Source organism: Amycolatopsis vancoresmycina (assembly GCF_000716785.1).
Taxonomy (GTDB): Bacteria; Actinomycetota; Actinomycetes; order Mycobacteriales; family Pseudonocardiaceae; genus Amycolatopsis; species Amycolatopsis vancoresmycina.
Window position 1 is genome coordinate 209,342 of record NZ_JNYY01000014.1, and the last position, 14,306, is coordinate 223,647.

General features: G+C 73.5%; 18 protein-coding genes. 7 read left to right on the forward strand and 11 right to left on the reverse strand.

Features of this window, described 5'->3' with window-relative positions; genetic code table 11:
- Window positions 1–30: 30 nt before the first annotated feature.
- Window positions 31–945, forward strand: a complete 915-nt coding sequence (locus tag OO60_RS44695; RefSeq protein ID WP_003101928.1) for an alpha/beta fold hydrolase — start codon at window positions 31–33, stop codon at window positions 943–945.
- Here the strand turns inward: OO60_RS44695 and OO60_RS30170 are convergent.
- The 3 genes from OO60_RS30170 to OO60_RS30180 all read right to left on the reverse strand — a co-directional run bounded on the left by OO60_RS30170 (window position 849) and on the right by OO60_RS30180 (window position 3,184).
- A complete protein-coding gene (locus tag OO60_RS30170) occupies window positions 849–1,853 on the reverse strand; it encodes a pirin family protein (protein WP_003101932.1) in 1,005 nt (334 codons plus the stop codon). The genes OO60_RS44695 and OO60_RS30170 overlap by 97 nt on opposite strands.
- A 428-nt stretch (window positions 1,854–2,281) precedes the next feature.
- Window positions 2,282–2,572: a hypothetical protein gene (locus OO60_RS30175; RefSeq protein WP_003101936.1), complete on the reverse strand. Its 291-nt coding sequence runs from the start codon at window positions 2,570–2,572 to the stop codon at window positions 2,282–2,284.
- Between the two features lie 177 nt (window positions 2,573–2,749).
- Window positions 2,750–3,184 carry a single-stranded DNA-binding protein gene (locus tag OO60_RS30180; protein ID WP_003101938.1) on the reverse strand — a complete coding sequence of 145 codons (435 nt, stop codon included), beginning with the start codon at window positions 3,182–3,184 and terminating at the stop codon, window positions 2,750–2,752.
- Window positions 3,185–3,309: 125 nt separating this feature from the next.
- Here OO60_RS30180 and OO60_RS45985 point away from each other — a divergent pair, with 125 nt between their 5' ends.
- Entirely contained in the window at window positions 3,310–3,939 is a 630-nt protein-coding gene (locus OO60_RS45985; protein WP_033262585.1) for a PhoU domain-containing protein, read from the forward strand.
- Between the two features lie 40 nt (window positions 3,940–3,979).
- Here the strand turns inward: OO60_RS45985 and OO60_RS30190 are convergent, their stop codons facing one another.
- Complete coding sequence (locus OO60_RS30190; protein WP_003101944.1) at window positions 3,980–4,384, reverse strand: zinc ribbon domain-containing protein; 405 nt, start codon at window positions 4,382–4,384, stop codon at window positions 3,980–3,982.
- Between the two features lie 98 nt (window positions 4,385–4,482).
- Here OO60_RS30190 and OO60_RS30195 point away from each other — a divergent pair, with 98 nt between their 5' ends.
- Window positions 4,483–4,908: a nitroreductase/quinone reductase family protein gene (locus tag OO60_RS30195; RefSeq protein ID WP_003101946.1), complete on the forward strand. Its 426-nt coding sequence runs from the start codon at window positions 4,483–4,485 to the stop codon at window positions 4,906–4,908.
- Window position 4,909: 1 nt separating this feature from the next.
- On the opposite strand, the gene OO60_RS30200 is transcribed toward OO60_RS30195, so the two are convergent.
- From OO60_RS30200 to OO60_RS30215, 4 genes are read right to left on the reverse strand one after another with little or no spacing between them, the layout of a single operon-like run.
- A complete protein-coding gene (locus OO60_RS30200; protein WP_051767808.1) occupies window positions 4,910–7,024 on the reverse strand; it encodes a transglycosylase domain-containing protein in 2,115 nt (704 codons plus the stop codon).
- 36 nt (window positions 7,025–7,060) lie between these two features.
- Entirely contained in the window at window positions 7,061–7,882 is an 822-nt protein-coding gene (locus OO60_RS30205) for an ABC transporter permease (RefSeq protein ID WP_003101951.1), read from the reverse strand.
- The gene (locus OO60_RS30210; RefSeq protein ID WP_003101953.1) at window positions 7,842–8,648 is read right to left on the reverse strand and encodes an ABC transporter ATP-binding protein; all 807 of its coding nucleotides are present in this window, start codon (window positions 8,646–8,648) and stop codon (window positions 7,842–7,844) included. Before OO60_RS30210 ends, OO60_RS30205 begins: the two co-directional genes overlap by 41 nt.
- Entirely contained in the window at window positions 8,645–9,085 is a 441-nt protein-coding gene (locus tag OO60_RS30215) for a MarR family transcriptional regulator (RefSeq protein ID WP_033262587.1), read from the reverse strand. Before OO60_RS30215 ends, OO60_RS30210 begins: the two co-directional genes overlap by 4 nt.
- 312 nt (window positions 9,086–9,397) lie before the next feature.
- On the opposite strand from OO60_RS30215, the gene pspAB reads away from it, so the two are divergent.
- The 3 genes from pspAB (at window position 9,398) to OO60_RS30230 (ending at window position 11,147) form a co-directional block, all read left to right on the forward strand.
- Window positions 9,398–9,967, forward strand: a complete 570-nt coding sequence (gene pspAB, locus OO60_RS30220; RefSeq protein WP_244885599.1) for a PspA-associated protein PspAB — start codon at window positions 9,398–9,400, stop codon at window positions 9,965–9,967.
- 70 nt (window positions 9,968–10,037) lie between these two features.
- A complete protein-coding gene (locus OO60_RS30225) occupies window positions 10,038–10,445 on the forward strand; it encodes a VOC family protein (protein ID WP_033262589.1) in 408 nt (135 codons plus the stop codon).
- 81 nt (window positions 10,446–10,526) lie between these two features.
- Complete coding sequence (locus tag OO60_RS30230) at window positions 10,527–11,147, forward strand: hypothetical protein (RefSeq protein WP_033262590.1); 621 nt, start codon at window positions 10,527–10,529, stop codon at window positions 11,145–11,147.
- Here the strand turns inward: OO60_RS30230 and OO60_RS46960 are convergent.
- On the reverse strand, window positions 11,066–11,695 hold the full coding sequence (locus OO60_RS46960) for a hypothetical protein (RefSeq protein WP_004558380.1): 630 nt from the start codon (window positions 11,693–11,695) through the stop codon (window positions 11,066–11,068). The genes OO60_RS30230 and OO60_RS46960 overlap by 82 nt on opposite strands.
- Window positions 11,696–11,761: 66 nt before the next feature.
- On the opposite strand from OO60_RS46960, the gene OO60_RS46965 reads away from it, so the two are divergent.
- Window positions 11,762–12,451 carry a GNAT family N-acetyltransferase gene (locus tag OO60_RS46965; RefSeq protein ID WP_004558379.1) on the forward strand — a complete coding sequence of 230 codons (690 nt, stop codon included), beginning with the start codon at window positions 11,762–11,764 and terminating at the stop codon, window positions 12,449–12,451.
- Here OO60_RS46965 and OO60_RS30245 read toward each other — a convergent pair.
- Window positions 12,448–12,873, reverse strand: a complete 426-nt coding sequence (locus OO60_RS30245; RefSeq protein ID WP_004558378.1) for a hypothetical protein — start codon at window positions 12,871–12,873, stop codon at window positions 12,448–12,450. The genes OO60_RS46965 and OO60_RS30245 overlap by 4 nt on opposite strands.
- 74 nt (window positions 12,874–12,947) lie before the next feature.
- On the reverse strand, window positions 12,948–14,225 hold the full coding sequence (locus OO60_RS30250; RefSeq protein WP_004558377.1) for a sensor histidine kinase: 1,278 nt from the start codon (window positions 14,223–14,225) through the stop codon (window positions 12,948–12,950).
- Window positions 14,226–14,306 lie beyond the last annotated feature (81 nt).

Below are 14,306 nucleotides of genomic sequence, written 5' to 3' on the forward strand. Positions count from 1 at the left end.
TCCCCGGCCGCGGGCTGCCAGGGTCGGGGCGTGCCGATCTTCCCCGCCCCGGACGGCACCGGGCTCGCCGTCCACCTGCACGGCTCCGGTGCCGCGCCGCCGGTGGTGTGCCTGCCCGGCGGCCCGATGCGAGCCGGCCGCTACCTCGGCGACCTCGGCGAGGTGACCGACCGGCGCCGCATCGCCGTGCTGGACCTGCGGGGCACCGGCGACTCCGAGGAGCCCCACGACCCGGCGAGCTACCGGTGCGACCGCCAGGTCGAGGACGTCGAGGCGCTGCGCAAGCACCTCGGCCTCGACCGGTTCGACCTGCTCGGGCACTCGGCCGGCGCGAGCCTGGCCCTCCACTACGCGGCCCGGTACCCGGAGCGGCTGCGCCGGCTCGCGCTGATCGCGCCCAGCCCGCGGGCCGTCGGCTTCGAGCTGCCCGCCGCCGAACGACGGCGGATCGTGGCTCGCCGGGCCGGCGCACCCTGGTTCGCCGCCGCATCCACCGCCTATGAGGCGATCGCCGCGAAGACGGCGACGGCCGCCGACTGGTCCGCCGTCGCGCCGCTGTACTACGGCCGCTGGGACTCCGCGGCCCAGCGGCACCACGCCGGGGAACGCGGCCAGCGCAACGGCGCGGCCGCGCGGATCTACAACTCCGCGGGCGCTTTCGAGCCCGGGACGACCCGCGCCGCGCTCGGTGCCGTCACCGTTCCGTGCTGGTGGTGGCCGGTGAACTGGACTGGATCGCCAGCCCGGCGGTCGCCGGCCGCCTCGCCGGGCTGTTCCCGGACGGCCGGGTCGTCGTGCTGCCCGGGGCCGCGCACTACCCGTGGCTGGACGACGCACCCGCGTTCGCCTCAGCCGTGGGCGGATTCCTGGCCTGAGGCCGGGTTGCGGCGGGGCTTGATGCGGACCGCCGGCAGGGCCGGGGCGGGCAGGCGTTCGCCCGGGTAGCCCGTGACGCTGCCGAACTGGTCCGAACCGGCCTGCCACGCTTCGCGGAACGCGGCGATCTCCTCGTGGGTGCGGCCGACGAAGTTCCACCACATCAGGATTTCTTCGGCGAACGGAGTGCCGCCCAGGATGAGGAACCGGGCCGGGGCGGTACCGCGGTTGCTCAGGGTCAGGGAGCGCACGCCGGTGCCGACGTACCCCAGTTCCGCCGCGCGGACACGGGTGCCGGCCACGACGACGTCGCCGCTGTCCACCAGGATGCCGTGCTCGAAGCCGGGGTCCACGCCGAGGGACATGTGGGCGTCCGGGCCCAGCACGACCTCGGCGCCCAGCAGCGGGGTGAACGTCGGGATCGGGGACGTGCGCCCGGCCAGCGAGCCGAGGAACACCCGGATCTCCGCGCCCTCGATCCGGTTCACCGACGGCACGTAGTGGTCGAAGGCCCGTGCGGTGTGCCGGTGGCGCTCGGGCAGGGCCACCCAGAGCTGGACGCCGTGGAGGGTCTTCGTGGCCGCTGTCGAGACCTCCGAGTGGCAGATGCCGTGGCCGCCGGTCATCAGGTTCAGCTCGCCGGGCCGGACCAGCGCGTGCGTGCCCAGGCTGTCGCGGTGCTCGATCTCGCCGTCGAACAGCCAGCTCACCGTCTGCAGGCCGGTGTGCGGGTGCGGGGCGACGTCCATCGCGCCGGGCCCGGTGACCTCGTCCGGGCCGTAGTGGTCGGCGAAGCACCACGCGCCGATCAGGGAGCGCGACCGCTGGGGGAGGGTCCGGCGGACGCGCATCGCGCGGGGGCCGCCCAGCGGGACCTCGCGCGGGGTGAGGACCTCGACGGCCGGGCGGTCGGGGTCGGCGGCCGCGGGCCGGTCGCCACAGGCCAGCTCGGCCGGGGCGGCCTCGGTGTTGCTCATGTCCGCCACGGTAGTCGCGATCCGGGTGGTGCGTGGGTGGGCGGGGTCACGGCGGCGTGGCTGCCGGGTGGGGTGTGGCCGGCTGGTGGCGCGGATGCTGTGGCCGAGCGGGGCCGAGGCGCTTGGCCGGGGTGGGTGGTGCGCCGTGCCCGGCTCGGGCAGCGCCGGGTTGGGATGGCTTCTCGCCGGTTCTGGAAGGGCTGCCGAGGTGGGCGGGGCCGGTGAGGGCCTGGCCGCCGGGCGGCCACCCGGTGGTGGTCCTGCTGGCCGGGTGGGCTGGGCGGGCCGGGCGGGCCGGGCGGTGTGGTTGCTGGTGGGCCACTCCGTGATCGTCCTGCGCGCGGCCGGGCGCTGTCCGGGGTGGGCGGGCCCGGCCGGGTGGGCGCCTTTGCTTTGTGGAGTTGTCAAACACCGGGCCCGTTGCCGGGTCAGGCGGCCGGGCGTTCGTCGGCCGTGATGATCGCCTGGCCTGCCGCCGTCAGGACGGCCGGGACCAGCTCGCCCGGGCGGCCCGGGCGGGCCGCGCGGACCAGGCCCTGGTGGGCCAGCTCGTGGGCCGCGAACTGGTCGCCGCAGGAGAGGCCGTCGATGAACAGGTCGGGTTCGCTGCTGCAGGACACCAGGGCGCGGCCGGCGCCGACCGCTCGCAGCATCGCCCGCTTCCGGTGGTTGACCACGGGGTGCGCCGCCGGTGAGCCGGTCTTCTCGTTCCCGTTCATCTCGGTCCCTCCCGCTCGTGGTTCGGCCTCGTCCTGCCCTTGCGTCGAACCGGAAGACGGGTTTTCGACATCGGGTGGAGCCCGGCCGGAGCGTTCCTTCATCGTCACCGCCGGCGGTCCAGGGTGGGTCGAAACCCCGTCGACGGGCGTTCGGAGGACGGCCGCGAACGGATGGGCTCAGAACGGCGGGTCGCCCACCGCCACCGGTTCCGGGGTCCACGCGCTGCTTCCTTCGCTGCCCGTCGCCCGGGCGGCCTTGATCACCTTCGCCGTCGCGTAGCGCAGGGCCGGCCCGATCTCCTCGACCTCCAGCTCCGTCACCGTGCGCTTCTCGCCCTCCTTCGTGTCGTACGACCGCTGTCTCAGCCGGCCGTGGACGACGACGCGGGTTCCGCGCGCCAGCGACTCCGCGACGTTCTCCGCGTACTGCCGCCACAGGCTGCAGCGCAGGAACATCGCGTCGCCGTCGCGCCAGGTGCCGGATTCGCGGTCGTACAGCCGTGGGGTGCTGGCGACCGTGAAGTTCGCGACCGCCGCGCCGGCCGGGGTGAACCGCAGTTCGGGGTCGTTCGTCAGGTTGCCGACCACCGTGACCGTCGTTTCGCCTGCCATCGGTCTCTCCTTCTGCTCCGGGTGCGGGGTGCACCGCTCTTGCCGTCGAGGAGAGCACGGGGGTCCGACAATTCCGGGCCGGGGGACGAGATGCCGACACCCGGCCGGGCTGGTTTCCTGCCGCCATGCCGACCGCGTTTCAAAAGGAACTGGTGACGCTCGCCCACCGGCTGGCGGACCTGTGCGCACTCGTGGCGAGCGCGCTCGAAGAGGCCACGCGCTCGGTCCTGGAAAGTGACCGCACGCTGGGCGGACGCGTGCACGAGCAGGTCGACGCGGCGGCCGCGCTCGGGGCCGCGTGCGAGGACCAGGCGTGTGCGCTGCTGGCCCTGCACGCGCCGCGGGAGGCGGAGGTGAAGGCGGTTGTCGCCGCCGTGCACACCGCCGCGGATCTCACTCGGATGGGTGGTCTTGCGCGGGAAGTCGCGGAGGTGCCGGGGCGCGTGCCGCCGGACGCACGGGCCGCCCTCGGCCGGCTGGGTGCGCAGGCGGTGGCGGCGGCCCGTGCTTCGGCGGGGTTGCTGGCCGGTGGGGACGGTGCCGGGGTCGACGACGCCGTGGTGCTCGCCGGGGCGGCCGAGCGGGAGCTGCGGGAGTGGGCGGACCGGCGGGAATGGCCGCGCGGGGTCGGGGTTGCGGTCGATCTCGCGCTGCTCGGGGCGGTTTACTCGCGGTTCGCCGAGGGAGCCGTGGTGATCGCCCGGCGGACGCCGGGGTATGCGCCGGTGGGGGTGTGGTGGCCGGACGGCGGCTGAGGCGGCTCAGCGGGTGACCCGCCGAGCCGACGCCGGAAACCTACTGACCCTGCTGCGGGAACTGGCCCTGCTGACCCGGTTGCGGGAACCCCTGCGGCTGCGAGGGGTGCTGCGGATACCCCGAAGGGTGCTGGACGCCCTGCTGCGGGAGGCCCTGCGGAAGGCCCTGCTGCGGGTACCCCGGCGCGGCCTGCGGCTGGGCCTGGTTCTGCTCCTCCTGCGCCTGCAGGCGGACCGCGTCCTCCTTGGGGATCCGGTTTTCGATCCCGCAGAACGTGCACTGCGCCGTGTACTTGACGCTGATCGGGAACAGCGGGATGAAGAACAGCGTGAACTTCGTGACCGCCTTGCGCACCGCGTGGGAGGCGGGGTTGCCGCAGCGGCCGCACAGGAAGGTCGTCATCGCCAGCACGTAGATCCGCGTGCGCCAGCCCCAGATCAGCATCGGTCTTCTCTCTTTCGGTCCTTCGTTCGCCCGGCAGCCTCGCACATCGCCGGGGGCCGGTGGGGCGGTTTCGGCGAACCCGGCGCTAGATTGGGCGCATGCCGAGCGACCTCGCCCTCAAGACGATGAATGCCGTGCACCGCGGCCTGATCAAGCTGACCGGGGGCCGGGTCGGGTGGCAGGTCGCCATGCCCGTCCTCGAGCTCACCACCGTCGGGCGGAAGAGCGGGCAGCCGCGGACCGTGCTGCTGACCTCGCCGCACCAGGACGGTGGCACCTACGTCGTCGTGGCTTCGCGCGGTGGTGACGACGTGCACCCCGCGTGGTTCCTCAACCTGCGGGACAACCCCGACGTCGAGGTCTCGATCAAGGGCGGCCCGAAGCAGCCGATGCGTGCCCGGGTCGCCGACGCGGGCGAGCGGGCGCAGCTGTGGCCGAAGATCACCGCCGACTTCAAGAACTACGCGCAGTACCAGACGAAGACCGAGCGGGAGATCCCGCTCGTCTTCCTCGAACCGCGGTAGGTCACGACCGGGCCTGCAGGTACGCCGGGTCCGCCGCGGGAATCGGCTGGTCCGGGACCCCGGCCAGCAACTGGCTCATCGCGTGGAAGTACGGCGGTGCCGCGACCGTGCCGCCGAACGCGCCGTGGCCGCAGTTGCCCAGGTGCACCGGGGTGCCCGGGCAGATCTCGCGCGGGTGCGGCCCGTCGGCGAAGACCATCGAGGACACCGCGTAGCCGTCGACGCCGCCGACGAACGCGACCGATTCGCTCTGCTGCGTCGTGCCCGTCTTGCCGATGTCGGGGCGGGTCCAGCCCGCCGCGCGGGCCGCTTCGGCCGACGTGCCGCTCGTGGTGTCCTTGCTCAGCCCCGCCTCCAGCGTGTCCGCCACCCCTGCCGGGATCACGCGCTCGCACGCCTGCTGCGGGACCGGCACCGTGGTTCCGTTCCGGTCGGTCACCGACAGGATCGGGTTCGGCGGGCACCAGACCCCGCCGCTCATCAGCGTCGCCGAGACGTTCGCCATCTCCAAGGGGCTCGCCGGGCTGTTGCCGAGGGTGAACGACAGCAGGTTCTCGAAGTACTCCGACTGCGGCAGGCGGTACTGCGGGTTGCCCGACTTCGGGTCCGGTGCGTGACCGGCGTCGTTCGTCGCGAGGGTGGTGCGCAGGCCGAGCTTGTACGCCATGTCCAGCACGGCGGGCATCCCGACCTGGCTTTCGAGCCCGACGAACGCCACGTTCGGCGACGTCGCCAGCCCGTCGGCCAGGCTGATCGGGTCCGCGTAGTGGCCGTCGTTGTGGACGGTGTAGCAGGACGCGTGCGCGTCCGGCACCGGGAAGCACTGGCTGTCCGGGTTGGGCAGCGGCGTGTCCAGGCCCGCCTTGCCGGTGACGAGCGCCGCGGCCGAGGTGAAGATCTTGAACGACGAGCCCGCGCCGAACTCGTTGCTCGCGTCGGCGACGATGTCGGTCGACGTCTGGCCCCGCGCCGGGTCGGTGCCGTAGTCGCGGTTGGCGACCATGGCCAGCACCTGGTGGCCGTCCTGGCCCGGCTGGACGACGGCGAAGGTGTTGGCGACGCCGTCCTGCGTGGTCGGCACGTTCGCGTCGACGGCGTCCTTGGCCACCTGCGAGACGCGCGGGTCGAGCGTGGTCTTGATCGTGTACCCGCCGGTGGCCAGCTGGTCGGCGGTGAACCCGGCGTGCACGAGGTAGCTTTCCGCGTAGGCGCAGAAGAAGCCCGCGTCCGGCGCCGCGCCGAGGCACGTGCCGGACGGCGTGACCGGGCCGTTCGGCAGCAGCCCGAGCGGGGCGGCCTTCGCCGTCGCCGCGTACGAGGCGGGGATGGAGCCGTTGGTGACCATGTCGTCGATGACGAGGTTGCGGCGCTGCAGCGCCTTGTCCGGGTGCGCGTACGGGTTGTAGGTGCTGGGGTTGTTCACCATTCCGGCGAGCAGGGCCGCCTGCGGCACGGTCAGTTTGTCCGCTGTCGTCCCGAAATACGCTTTTGCCGCGGCGCCGACGCCGTACACGGTTCCGCTGAATTCCACGACGTTGAGGTAATCGGCGAGAATGTCGTCCTTGCTCTTCGTTTCGTTCAGCTGGACGGCCATTTTCGCCTCCCGCAGCTTGCGGGCGAGCGAGTCCTCGCGGTCGGCCTGCTGGGCCGCGGGGTCGTTCCGGTCGACGACGTTGATCAGGTAGTTCTTGACGTCCTGCTGGGTGATCGTCGACGCGCCCTGCAGGGCGCCGCCGGTGCTGTCGTTCACCGCCGCGCGCAGCATCCCCTGCAGGTCGACGCCGCCTTCGGTGTAGAACCGGCGGTCCTCGACCGCGACGATCGCCGCCTTCACCGTGGTCGCGATCCCGGCCGCGGCGACCGGGAGGCGGTACTGCGCGTAGAGCGTGGCGATCGGCGTGCCGTCGCGGTCGGTCACCGTCGTGACCAACGGCGGGTCGGCCGCGGCGAGCTGGGCGGAAATGGCGTCCACCGAATCGCTGACCTGATTCGACAGCAGGCCCGCGCCGAGGGCGACGGGCGCCGCCGTCCCGGCCACCAGAATTCCGGCGAGCACACACAACCCGGCAAAAGGGACCACGCCAACACGACGGTTCACGGAATCGAGATTAGGCATCCGGCGATAAAGCTTCCGTTCGGTGAGACATGGGCCTCACCGGGCCAACCTCCCGAGCAGAGCGGAGGCGACCGAAACGGCCGCCACCGTCGCCACGGCCAGCACGGCGAAGTCGGTCCCGAGGTGCGCGGGGGTGCCGATCAGCAGGCCGCGCAGCGCGTCGACCTGGTAGCTCAGCGGATTGACGTGGCTGAGCACCTTCAGCCACGGCGGCATCAGGTCCACCGGGTACAGCGCGTTCGAGCCGAAGAACAGCGGCATCGTGATCGCCTGCCCGATGCCCATCAGCCGTTCCCGCGACAGCACGATCCCGGCGATCACGATCGACAGGCAGCAGAAGAACGCCGAACCGAGCACGAGGGCGACGGCCATGGCGAGCAGCTTCAGCGGGTTCGCGGTCAGCCCGACGCCGAGGATCGCGGCCAGCACCAGCACCATCAGGGCCTGGACGAGCGCGCGGACGCCGGCGGCGAACGCCTTCCCCGCGACGAGGGCCGCGCGCGGGGTCGGGGTCACCAGCAGCTTGGCGAGGACACCCGCGTCGCGTTCCCAGATGATCTGGATGCCGTAGAAGATCGCGATGAACAGCGCCGACTGCGCGAGGATGCCCGGTGCCAGGTAGTCGAGGTACGGGATCGGGCCGGTCGGGATCGCGCGCAGCCGGGTGAACGTCTCCCCGAAGATCAGCAGCCACAGTGCGGGCTGGATCGCCCTGGTGAGCAGCTCGGTCTGGTCGCGGCGCAGTTTCTGTAGCTCCACCAGGCACATCGCGCCGACGCGGGCGGCGAGCACGCGCAGCCGGCGCAGCGGGCCGGGGTCAGCCGAGACGGCGGGCGGTACGGCGAGTGGCACGGACACCGCGGATCCCTCTTTCGTCGCTGTCGAGGCGGTCGCCGGTCACCGACCGGAACACCTCGTCCAAAGTGGACTCAGGGCCGAGGCCGGCCTCGAGCTCGGCCGGGGTGCCCAGCGCGCGGATCCGGCCGGCGTGCATCAGGGCGACGCGGTCGCAGTGCTGCTCGGCTTCGTCCATGTAATGGGTCGTGACGAGCACGGTCATGCCGGTCGCCTCGCGGATCGAGCCGATGCGGTCCCACACCGCCGACCGGGCGACCGGGTCCAGCCCGATCGTCGGTTCGTCGAGCACGAGCAGCCGCGGCGAGCTGACCAGGGCCTGGGCGAGTTCGAGCCGGCGGATCATGCCACCGGAGTACGTCTTCGCCGTGCGGTCGGCGTCGCCGGCCAGCCCGACCAGGTCCAGCGCGCGGTGCACCTGCTCGCGCCGCCCGGCGCGCGGCACGTCGAACAGCCGCGCGAACAGCGCCACGTTCTCGCGGCCGGTCAGCGCGCCGTCGGCGGACAGCTGCTGCGGGACGTACCCGATCAGCCGCCGCACGGCCATCCGGCGGCGGGCGACGTCGACGCCGAAGACCGTGATCCGGTCCGGGCCGGCCGGCAGCAGCGTGGTGATCATCCGCAGCGTGGTGGTCTTGCCGGCGCCGTTCGGGCCGAGCAGGCCGAACACCTCGCCGGGGTGGATCTGCAGGTCGACGCCGTCCACGGCGCGGGTCGAGCCGAACGAGTGGCGCAGGCCGGTGCAGCGCACCGCCGCGGGTTCGGTCATGGCTGCTCCTTCAGGATGCCCACGAGTTTTTCGAGCGAGGGCAGCGCCTGTTCGATGGCGGCGGTGTCCTCTTCGGACAGCCGGGCGAGTGCGTCGGCGACGAGCCCGGTGCGGGCCCGGCGCCAGGCCGCCATCCGCTCGGCGGCCGCGGCGGTGACGGCCAGCCGGGCCGCGCGCCGGTCGGCGGGATCGGCCTCGCGGTGCAGCAGCCCGGCGTCGGCGAGCTGGTTGACCAGCGTGCTGACGGAGTTGTTCGCCAGGTGCAGCTCGCGCGCGGCCGCGGCGACGCCGATGCCGGGGTGGTCGGCCACCACGCGCAGCAGTTCCACCTGGGCGCCGGGCAGCGGGGTGCCCGGCACGCCGGCGCGGACCCGGCGGCGCACCACCCGGCGGATCCCCTGGACGGCGCCCAGCAGCCGGTCGGCGAGTTCGGTCATGCGCCCAAGCTAGCTCTGACACAGATCTATTAGCAACGCTAAATGTCTGGTTGGCGAGGAACGTGCGGCTTTCGTGGGGGCGAAGGGTGATCGGGACCGCTCGAAGCCGAAAGGGACACCGCTGATCGGTGGAACCTGACCGCGTGTGACCGTTCGGCGGCGAAGTGCTGCCGTTCGCCGCGTGCCCGGCCGGTTCTGCGCCGGAACCCGGCGGCGCGGGCGCATGCTGTCCCTTCCGGCCCCGCGTCCCCGCGCCTGACGTCCACAGTGGACACTGCCAGTGCGCCCGGTCCGGCGGCCTCCGAGATGAGGATGGGAACTTTCGTCGTGACCCTGCTGGACAGCAAGCTCGTCCGGTGCTGGACTTCGCGCCCGCACCTGCAGTCCCTCTACACCCTCGCCGCGGCCGCCCCGCGGGTGCGGGCCGCGCTCGGCCTGGCGCCCACCGGCGGTGGCACGGTCGACTTCAAGGTGGACGGGGACGCGCTGGCCCGCACCGCGGCGGAGCTGATCGCCGCGACGTCGGCGCGGCTGCCGGTGCACCCGCTGGTGACGCAGGACCTGCACGGCCGCTCGACGGTCCGGTGCTGGCGCCGCAACCGTGACCTGCGCGTGCTGACCGGCGACCTGGTCGACGTCGCGGACCGGCTGGCCAGGGCGGGGTACGGCGGCTCCCTGCGGTGCGCGACCGTCGAGTTCGCCGAGCCGGCCGGCCGGCGCGAGGGGAAGCTCGCGCTGGTGTACCTGTTCGACCGCGGGACGTTCCACACCGCGGCACCGGGGTCCCGGCCGCTCGACCGGGCCCTGGAGCTGCGCGCCCGGGCCGCGTTGCACGGCGCACTGCCGCTCGAACCCGTCGCGCAGCGGCGGTTCGTCCTCTGAAAATCCGCCGATTGGCGCGGCCGGTGAGCTCTGCGAAGATGCTGCTCTCTTCCGATCGAAGGAGTTGGCCGTGGCTTCTCGTCTCAACCCGTACCTGAGCTTCCGCGACGACGCGCGGCAGGCCATGGAGTTCTACAAGGGCGTCTTCGGCGGCACGCTGACCCTGAACACGTTCGGTGAATTCGGGTCACCCGAAGGAGCGGATGCGGACAAGGTCATGCACGCCCAGCTGGAGGCCGAGAACGGCTTCACGCTGATGGCGTCGGACACCCCGGCCGGGATGGAGCACAACCCGGGCACGAACATCTCGGTGAGCCTCAGCGGGGACGACGCCGACGACCTGCGCGGCTACTGGGACAAGCTGAGCGACGGCGGCACGGTGACGGTTCCGTTCGAAAAGCAGATGTGGGGCGACGAATTCGGCGCCTGCGTCGACCGGTTCGGCATCCCGTGGATGGTCAACGTCGTCCAGGGCTAGCCGCGAGGCGTTGCAGCCGGTGCCCCCGTCGGTGACGATGGAGGAACCGGCGTGGCGTGGCGCCGGGCCGAAGGAGGCCCGATGGCGGGTTTTCCCTGGACGTGTGCGCAGTGCGGCGCGGACAACGACCCCGCTGCCCGGCGCTGCGCGACGTGCGCGAGCCTGGCGCCCGGCCGGGCCCGCGCGCGGGCGCTGTGGGTGCTGCTGACCCTGATGCTGGTCGCCGCCCTCGCGGTGGGCGGGGTCCTGCTGTTCGCCGCGCGCCCGCGGCCCGCGCCGGCCGCGTCGGGGCCGTTCCCGCAGTACACGACGCCCGCGCTGCCGACCACCAAGACCGTCGTCACCACGGCGGACGCCGCCGTCCCGCCGGTCACGCCGTCCACGACGACGGCGGAGAAGCCGTGCCCGGCGGACGCCGCGCACTACCTGCCCGGTGGCCAGGGCACGGCGCTGCTCGTCGCGCAGACCGAGAAGTCGCTCGTCACCATCTGCCGGACGCCCGACGGCCGGATCTTCTACGACGGCCAGGCCCGCGGGCAGGCGGCCTCCGGCGACACCCACATCATGCTGCCGGCCGAGGCGTCCGGGGACGGCTTCGTCGCGGTGAACGGCGACTACCGTTACAAGGTCGGCGGCGGCAGGCTGGTCGTGTCGGCCGGGTCCGAGGTGCTCTCGGACGAGGAACTGACCACGGTGGGCTGAGGGCCGTAGAGCTCGTCCACCGGTTCCGCGTCGAAGCCGAGGTCGGCCCGCATCCGGGCCCGCATGACGCGGTAGCCGCGCTGGCCGGCGTCCCAGGCCGGCCGCATCTTGGTGGTGTCGCCGTCCGGCTCCAGCAGCATCGCGGCCAGCCGCATCCGGGGCAGCGTGGCGTCGCTGACCAGCTGCCGGACGGCTTCCGGCGCGTGCAGCACGACGGGCCCGAGCGCGTGCTGGGCCTCACTGCGGACCTCGCGCAGCTCGGCGAGCTGGTGCTCGTCGAGCTGCTTGCCCGCCTCGCGGACCGCGCGGGCCTGGAACAGCACGCCGTCGAACGCCTCGAGGACGCCCATCAGCTGCGCGTAGGCGTCGGCGCGGGTCTCGTGCGTCCTGGCCTCGCGTTCGCGCTGCCACCGGCGCTCCTCGCGCGCCGCGTCTTCGGTCATCCGCCGGTTCTCGCGGCGTCCCGAAAGGACCTGGGTCAGGATCACCCCGGCGAGGCCGAGCAGCGCGACGACGACCGGAATCCACACCGGGACCTGGGAACCCACGTGCGCACCCTACCCAGGATGTGGGAGTGGCGGCGGCCACCCGGTGCGGATCAGCATGCTGGAGCCATGGCTTCTCCGCTGGACAACCCCACCTGGGCGTCGCTGGCCGGTCCGCACGCCCACTTCGCGGAACGGCGCGGGCGCGTGCTGCGCTACCCGGAAGACGTCGCGCCGTTCCTGGCGCTGCCCGGCGACCCCGGCGAGCAGGACTGGCTCGACGTCGCCGAGCTCGCCGGGCCGGGGGCGACCGTCGTGATCGCCGCGGCCACCGCGCGGCCGCCGTCCGGCTGGGAGGTCCTCGACGAGATCCCCGGCGTGCAGCTGGTCGACGAGGGGGTCGCGGCGGCGCCGGATCCGGAAGCCGTGCGGCTCGGCCCCGCGGACGTCCCCGAGATGCTGGACCTCGTCGAGCGGACGCGGCCGGGCCCGTTCCGGCAGCGGACCGTCGAGCTCGGCACCTACCTCGGCATCCGGCGCGGCGGGGCGCTCGTCGCGATGGCCGGCGAGCGGCTGCACCCGCCGGGCCACACCGAGATCAGCGCGGTCTGCACCGACCCGGCGTTCCGCGGGCAGGGCCTGGCGACGCGGCTGGTGCTCGCGGTGGCCGCGGGCATCCGCGAGCGCGGCGAGACGCCGATCATGCACGCGGCGGCGGGCAACACCGCCGCGATCCGCCTCTACCTGTCGCTGGGGTTCGCCCTGCGGTACCGGCCGGACTTCGTGGCGGTGCGCGTGCCGCTCGCGGTCGCGGTCTAGGCACCCGTCGACGACCCGGGCCGGACGATCATCAGCACCGTCACCACCGCCCACAGCAGGTTGAACACCCCGGTCAGCATGGCCAGCCGGCCCAGGACGTCCGCCGGGGACTCGTCGGCCAGCAGCCGCTTCTGGCGCGGCAGGATCAGCAGGGCGAGCACCGCGGCGGCGACCGCCGTCAGGCCGATCGACACGAGCAGCCACGGGTCGCCCATGACGTGCATCGTGCCGGCGACGCCGAAGCCGAACACCGGGACCGCGATGGCGGCGTAGGCGTACACGCGGCAGATGCGGTGCAGCAGGGTCGCCGACTTGACGTCGCCCCGGCGGACCGCGGCGGGGAACATGCTGGCCGCGACGGCGACCGGGCCCACGGCGAGGATCGCCGCCAGGACGTGGACCGAGAGCAGGATTTTCGACACGCGGCGACGTTATCGATCTTCGCGGACGGCGGGGAGTGGCTGGATTGCCAGGAACCACCGGGATCCGGCCAGGCTCAGCCGGGCACCCACATCGTGACGCGGGTGCCGCGGCCCGGCTGCGAATCCACGGTGCCGTGCCCGCCCACCTCGGCCAGGCGCGCCACGATGGACTGGCTGATGCCGAAGCCCGGCGGCCGGGCGCCGACGTCGAAGCCCTGGCCCTGGTCCCGGGCCACCACCGCGATTCCGCCGTCGCGCTCCTCCACCCGCAGCACGACCTGCTTCGTCCCCGAGTGCTTCACGGTGTTGCGCAACGCCTCCCGGACCGCTTCGACGAGCGCGGTGCGCCGGTCCCGCGAGACCTTGTGGTCGTCGGCGAAGTCCGCGGCGACCAGCTGCGTGCGCAGGCCGTCGCGCGCCAGTTCGGTGGCGACGTCGGCGAGTTCGACCGCGAAGCTGCGCGTCGGGCCCGTCGGCACCGGCTCGGTGATGTGGCGGCGCAGCTCGGCCGCTTCCGCCTTGGCGACCGAACGCAGCTCCGCCAGCCGCGTGACGGCGTGCGCGTCGTCGCCGGGCGCGGAAATGGCCAGCGCTTCGAGCGTCTGCAACACGCTGTCGTGCATGACCCGCCGGGTCCGGCGGCGTTCGGCCTCGCGCCCGCGCCGGAGTCCGATGTCGACCGCGAACCGCGTGCCGACGCCGAGCATGATGAGGATCGCCACGGCGAGCACGATCGCCACCGCCAGCGCCACCAGGCAGCCGATCGACCGCGTCATGGCCAGCTGGTTGCCCAGGGGGAGCCCGCCGGCCAGGGTCAGGACGGCCCGGAGCGGGACGGCGGCCGCGAACAGCCACAGCGCCGCCGGCAGCCCCGACGTGCCCGCCCACATGGCGACCGAGCCGACCAGCCAGGTCCAGGAGACGTCGACGGCGAACGGCTGCACCACGGCCGGGGCGGTCATCGCCACCACGAGGTTGAGGGCCACGCCGACGGAGAGGTCGACGCCGAGGGCGCGGCCGGTGAGCCGGGCGCGCAACCCGCCCGAGCGCAGCACCCAGGCCAAAGCGGCGGTGTTGACCACGACGGCGAAGGCGGTGGCGCCCAGCACCGGCCCGAGCCCGAGCACGCCGTTCGCGGCGGTGAACCCGATGAACACCTTGACGAACGCCGCGATCCGGTAGGCCACGGGGATGGCGACCCAGTAGCGCGCGGCGCGGGCGAGGGTCGCGTCCCCGACGGCGGTGAGGTCGCCGGTGTCGGGGACGGGCTCGGCGGGTTCCGCGGGTGTGCCGCTGCGCAGCAGCGTGCGGACGAACGCGCGCGGCGGTGCGGCAGAGCCCGCCTCGGGCATCGGTGGTCCCCATTCAATCCGGCCGTCCGGGCGGCCTGAGCCTGGCAGCGCGGCGGGGGCCCCGTCAACCGTCCCGGCGCG

Bases quoted from the DNA above. Each gene is read 5' to 3' on its own strand.
- OO60_RS30210 (WP_003101953.1), bottom strand. From the start codon at position 8,648: ATGACCGAACCCGCGGCGGTGCGCTGCACCGGCCTGCGCCACTCGTTC.
- OO60_RS45985 (WP_033262585.1), top strand. From the start codon at position 3,310: ATGCCGACCGCGTTTCAAAAGGAACTGGTGACGCTCGCCCACCGGCTG.
- OO60_RS30170 (WP_003101932.1), bottom strand. From the start codon at position 1,853: ATGAGCAACACCGAGGCCGCCCCGGCCGAGCTGGCCTGTGGCGACCGG.
- OO60_RS30190 (WP_003101944.1), bottom strand. From the start codon at position 4,384: ATGCTGATCTGGGGCTGGCGCACGCGGATCTACGTGCTGGCGATGACG.
- OO60_RS46965 (WP_004558379.1), top strand. From the start codon at position 11,762: ATGGCTTCTCCGCTGGACAACCCCACCTGGGCGTCGCTGGCCGGTCCG.
- OO60_RS30215 (WP_033262587.1), bottom strand. From the start codon at position 9,085: ATGACCGAACTCGCCGACCGGCTGCTGGGCGCCGTCCAGGGGATCCGC.
- OO60_RS30180 (WP_003101938.1), bottom strand. From the start codon at position 3,184: ATGGCAGGCGAAACGACGGTCACGGTGGTCGGCAACCTGACGAACGAC.
- pspAB (WP_244885599.1), top strand. From the start codon at position 9,398: ATGGGAACTTTCGTCGTGACCCTGCTGGACAGCAAGCTCGTCCGGTGC.
- OO60_RS30195 (WP_003101946.1), top strand. From the start codon at position 4,483: ATGCCGAGCGACCTCGCCCTCAAGACGATGAATGCCGTGCACCGCGGC.
- OO60_RS30250 (WP_004558377.1), bottom strand. From the start codon at position 14,225: ATGCCCGAGGCGGGCTCTGCCGCACCGCCGCGCGCGTTCGTCCGCACG.
- OO60_RS30230 (WP_033262590.1), top strand. From the start codon at position 10,527: ATGGCGGGTTTTCCCTGGACGTGTGCGCAGTGCGGCGCGGACAACGAC.
- OO60_RS30175 (WP_003101936.1), bottom strand. From the start codon at position 2,572: ATGAACGGGAACGAGAAGACCGGCTCACCGGCGGCGCACCCCGTGGTC.
- OO60_RS30200 (WP_051767808.1), bottom strand. From the start codon at position 7,024: ATGCCTAATCTCGATTCCGTGAACCGTCGTGTTGGCGTGGTCCCTTTT.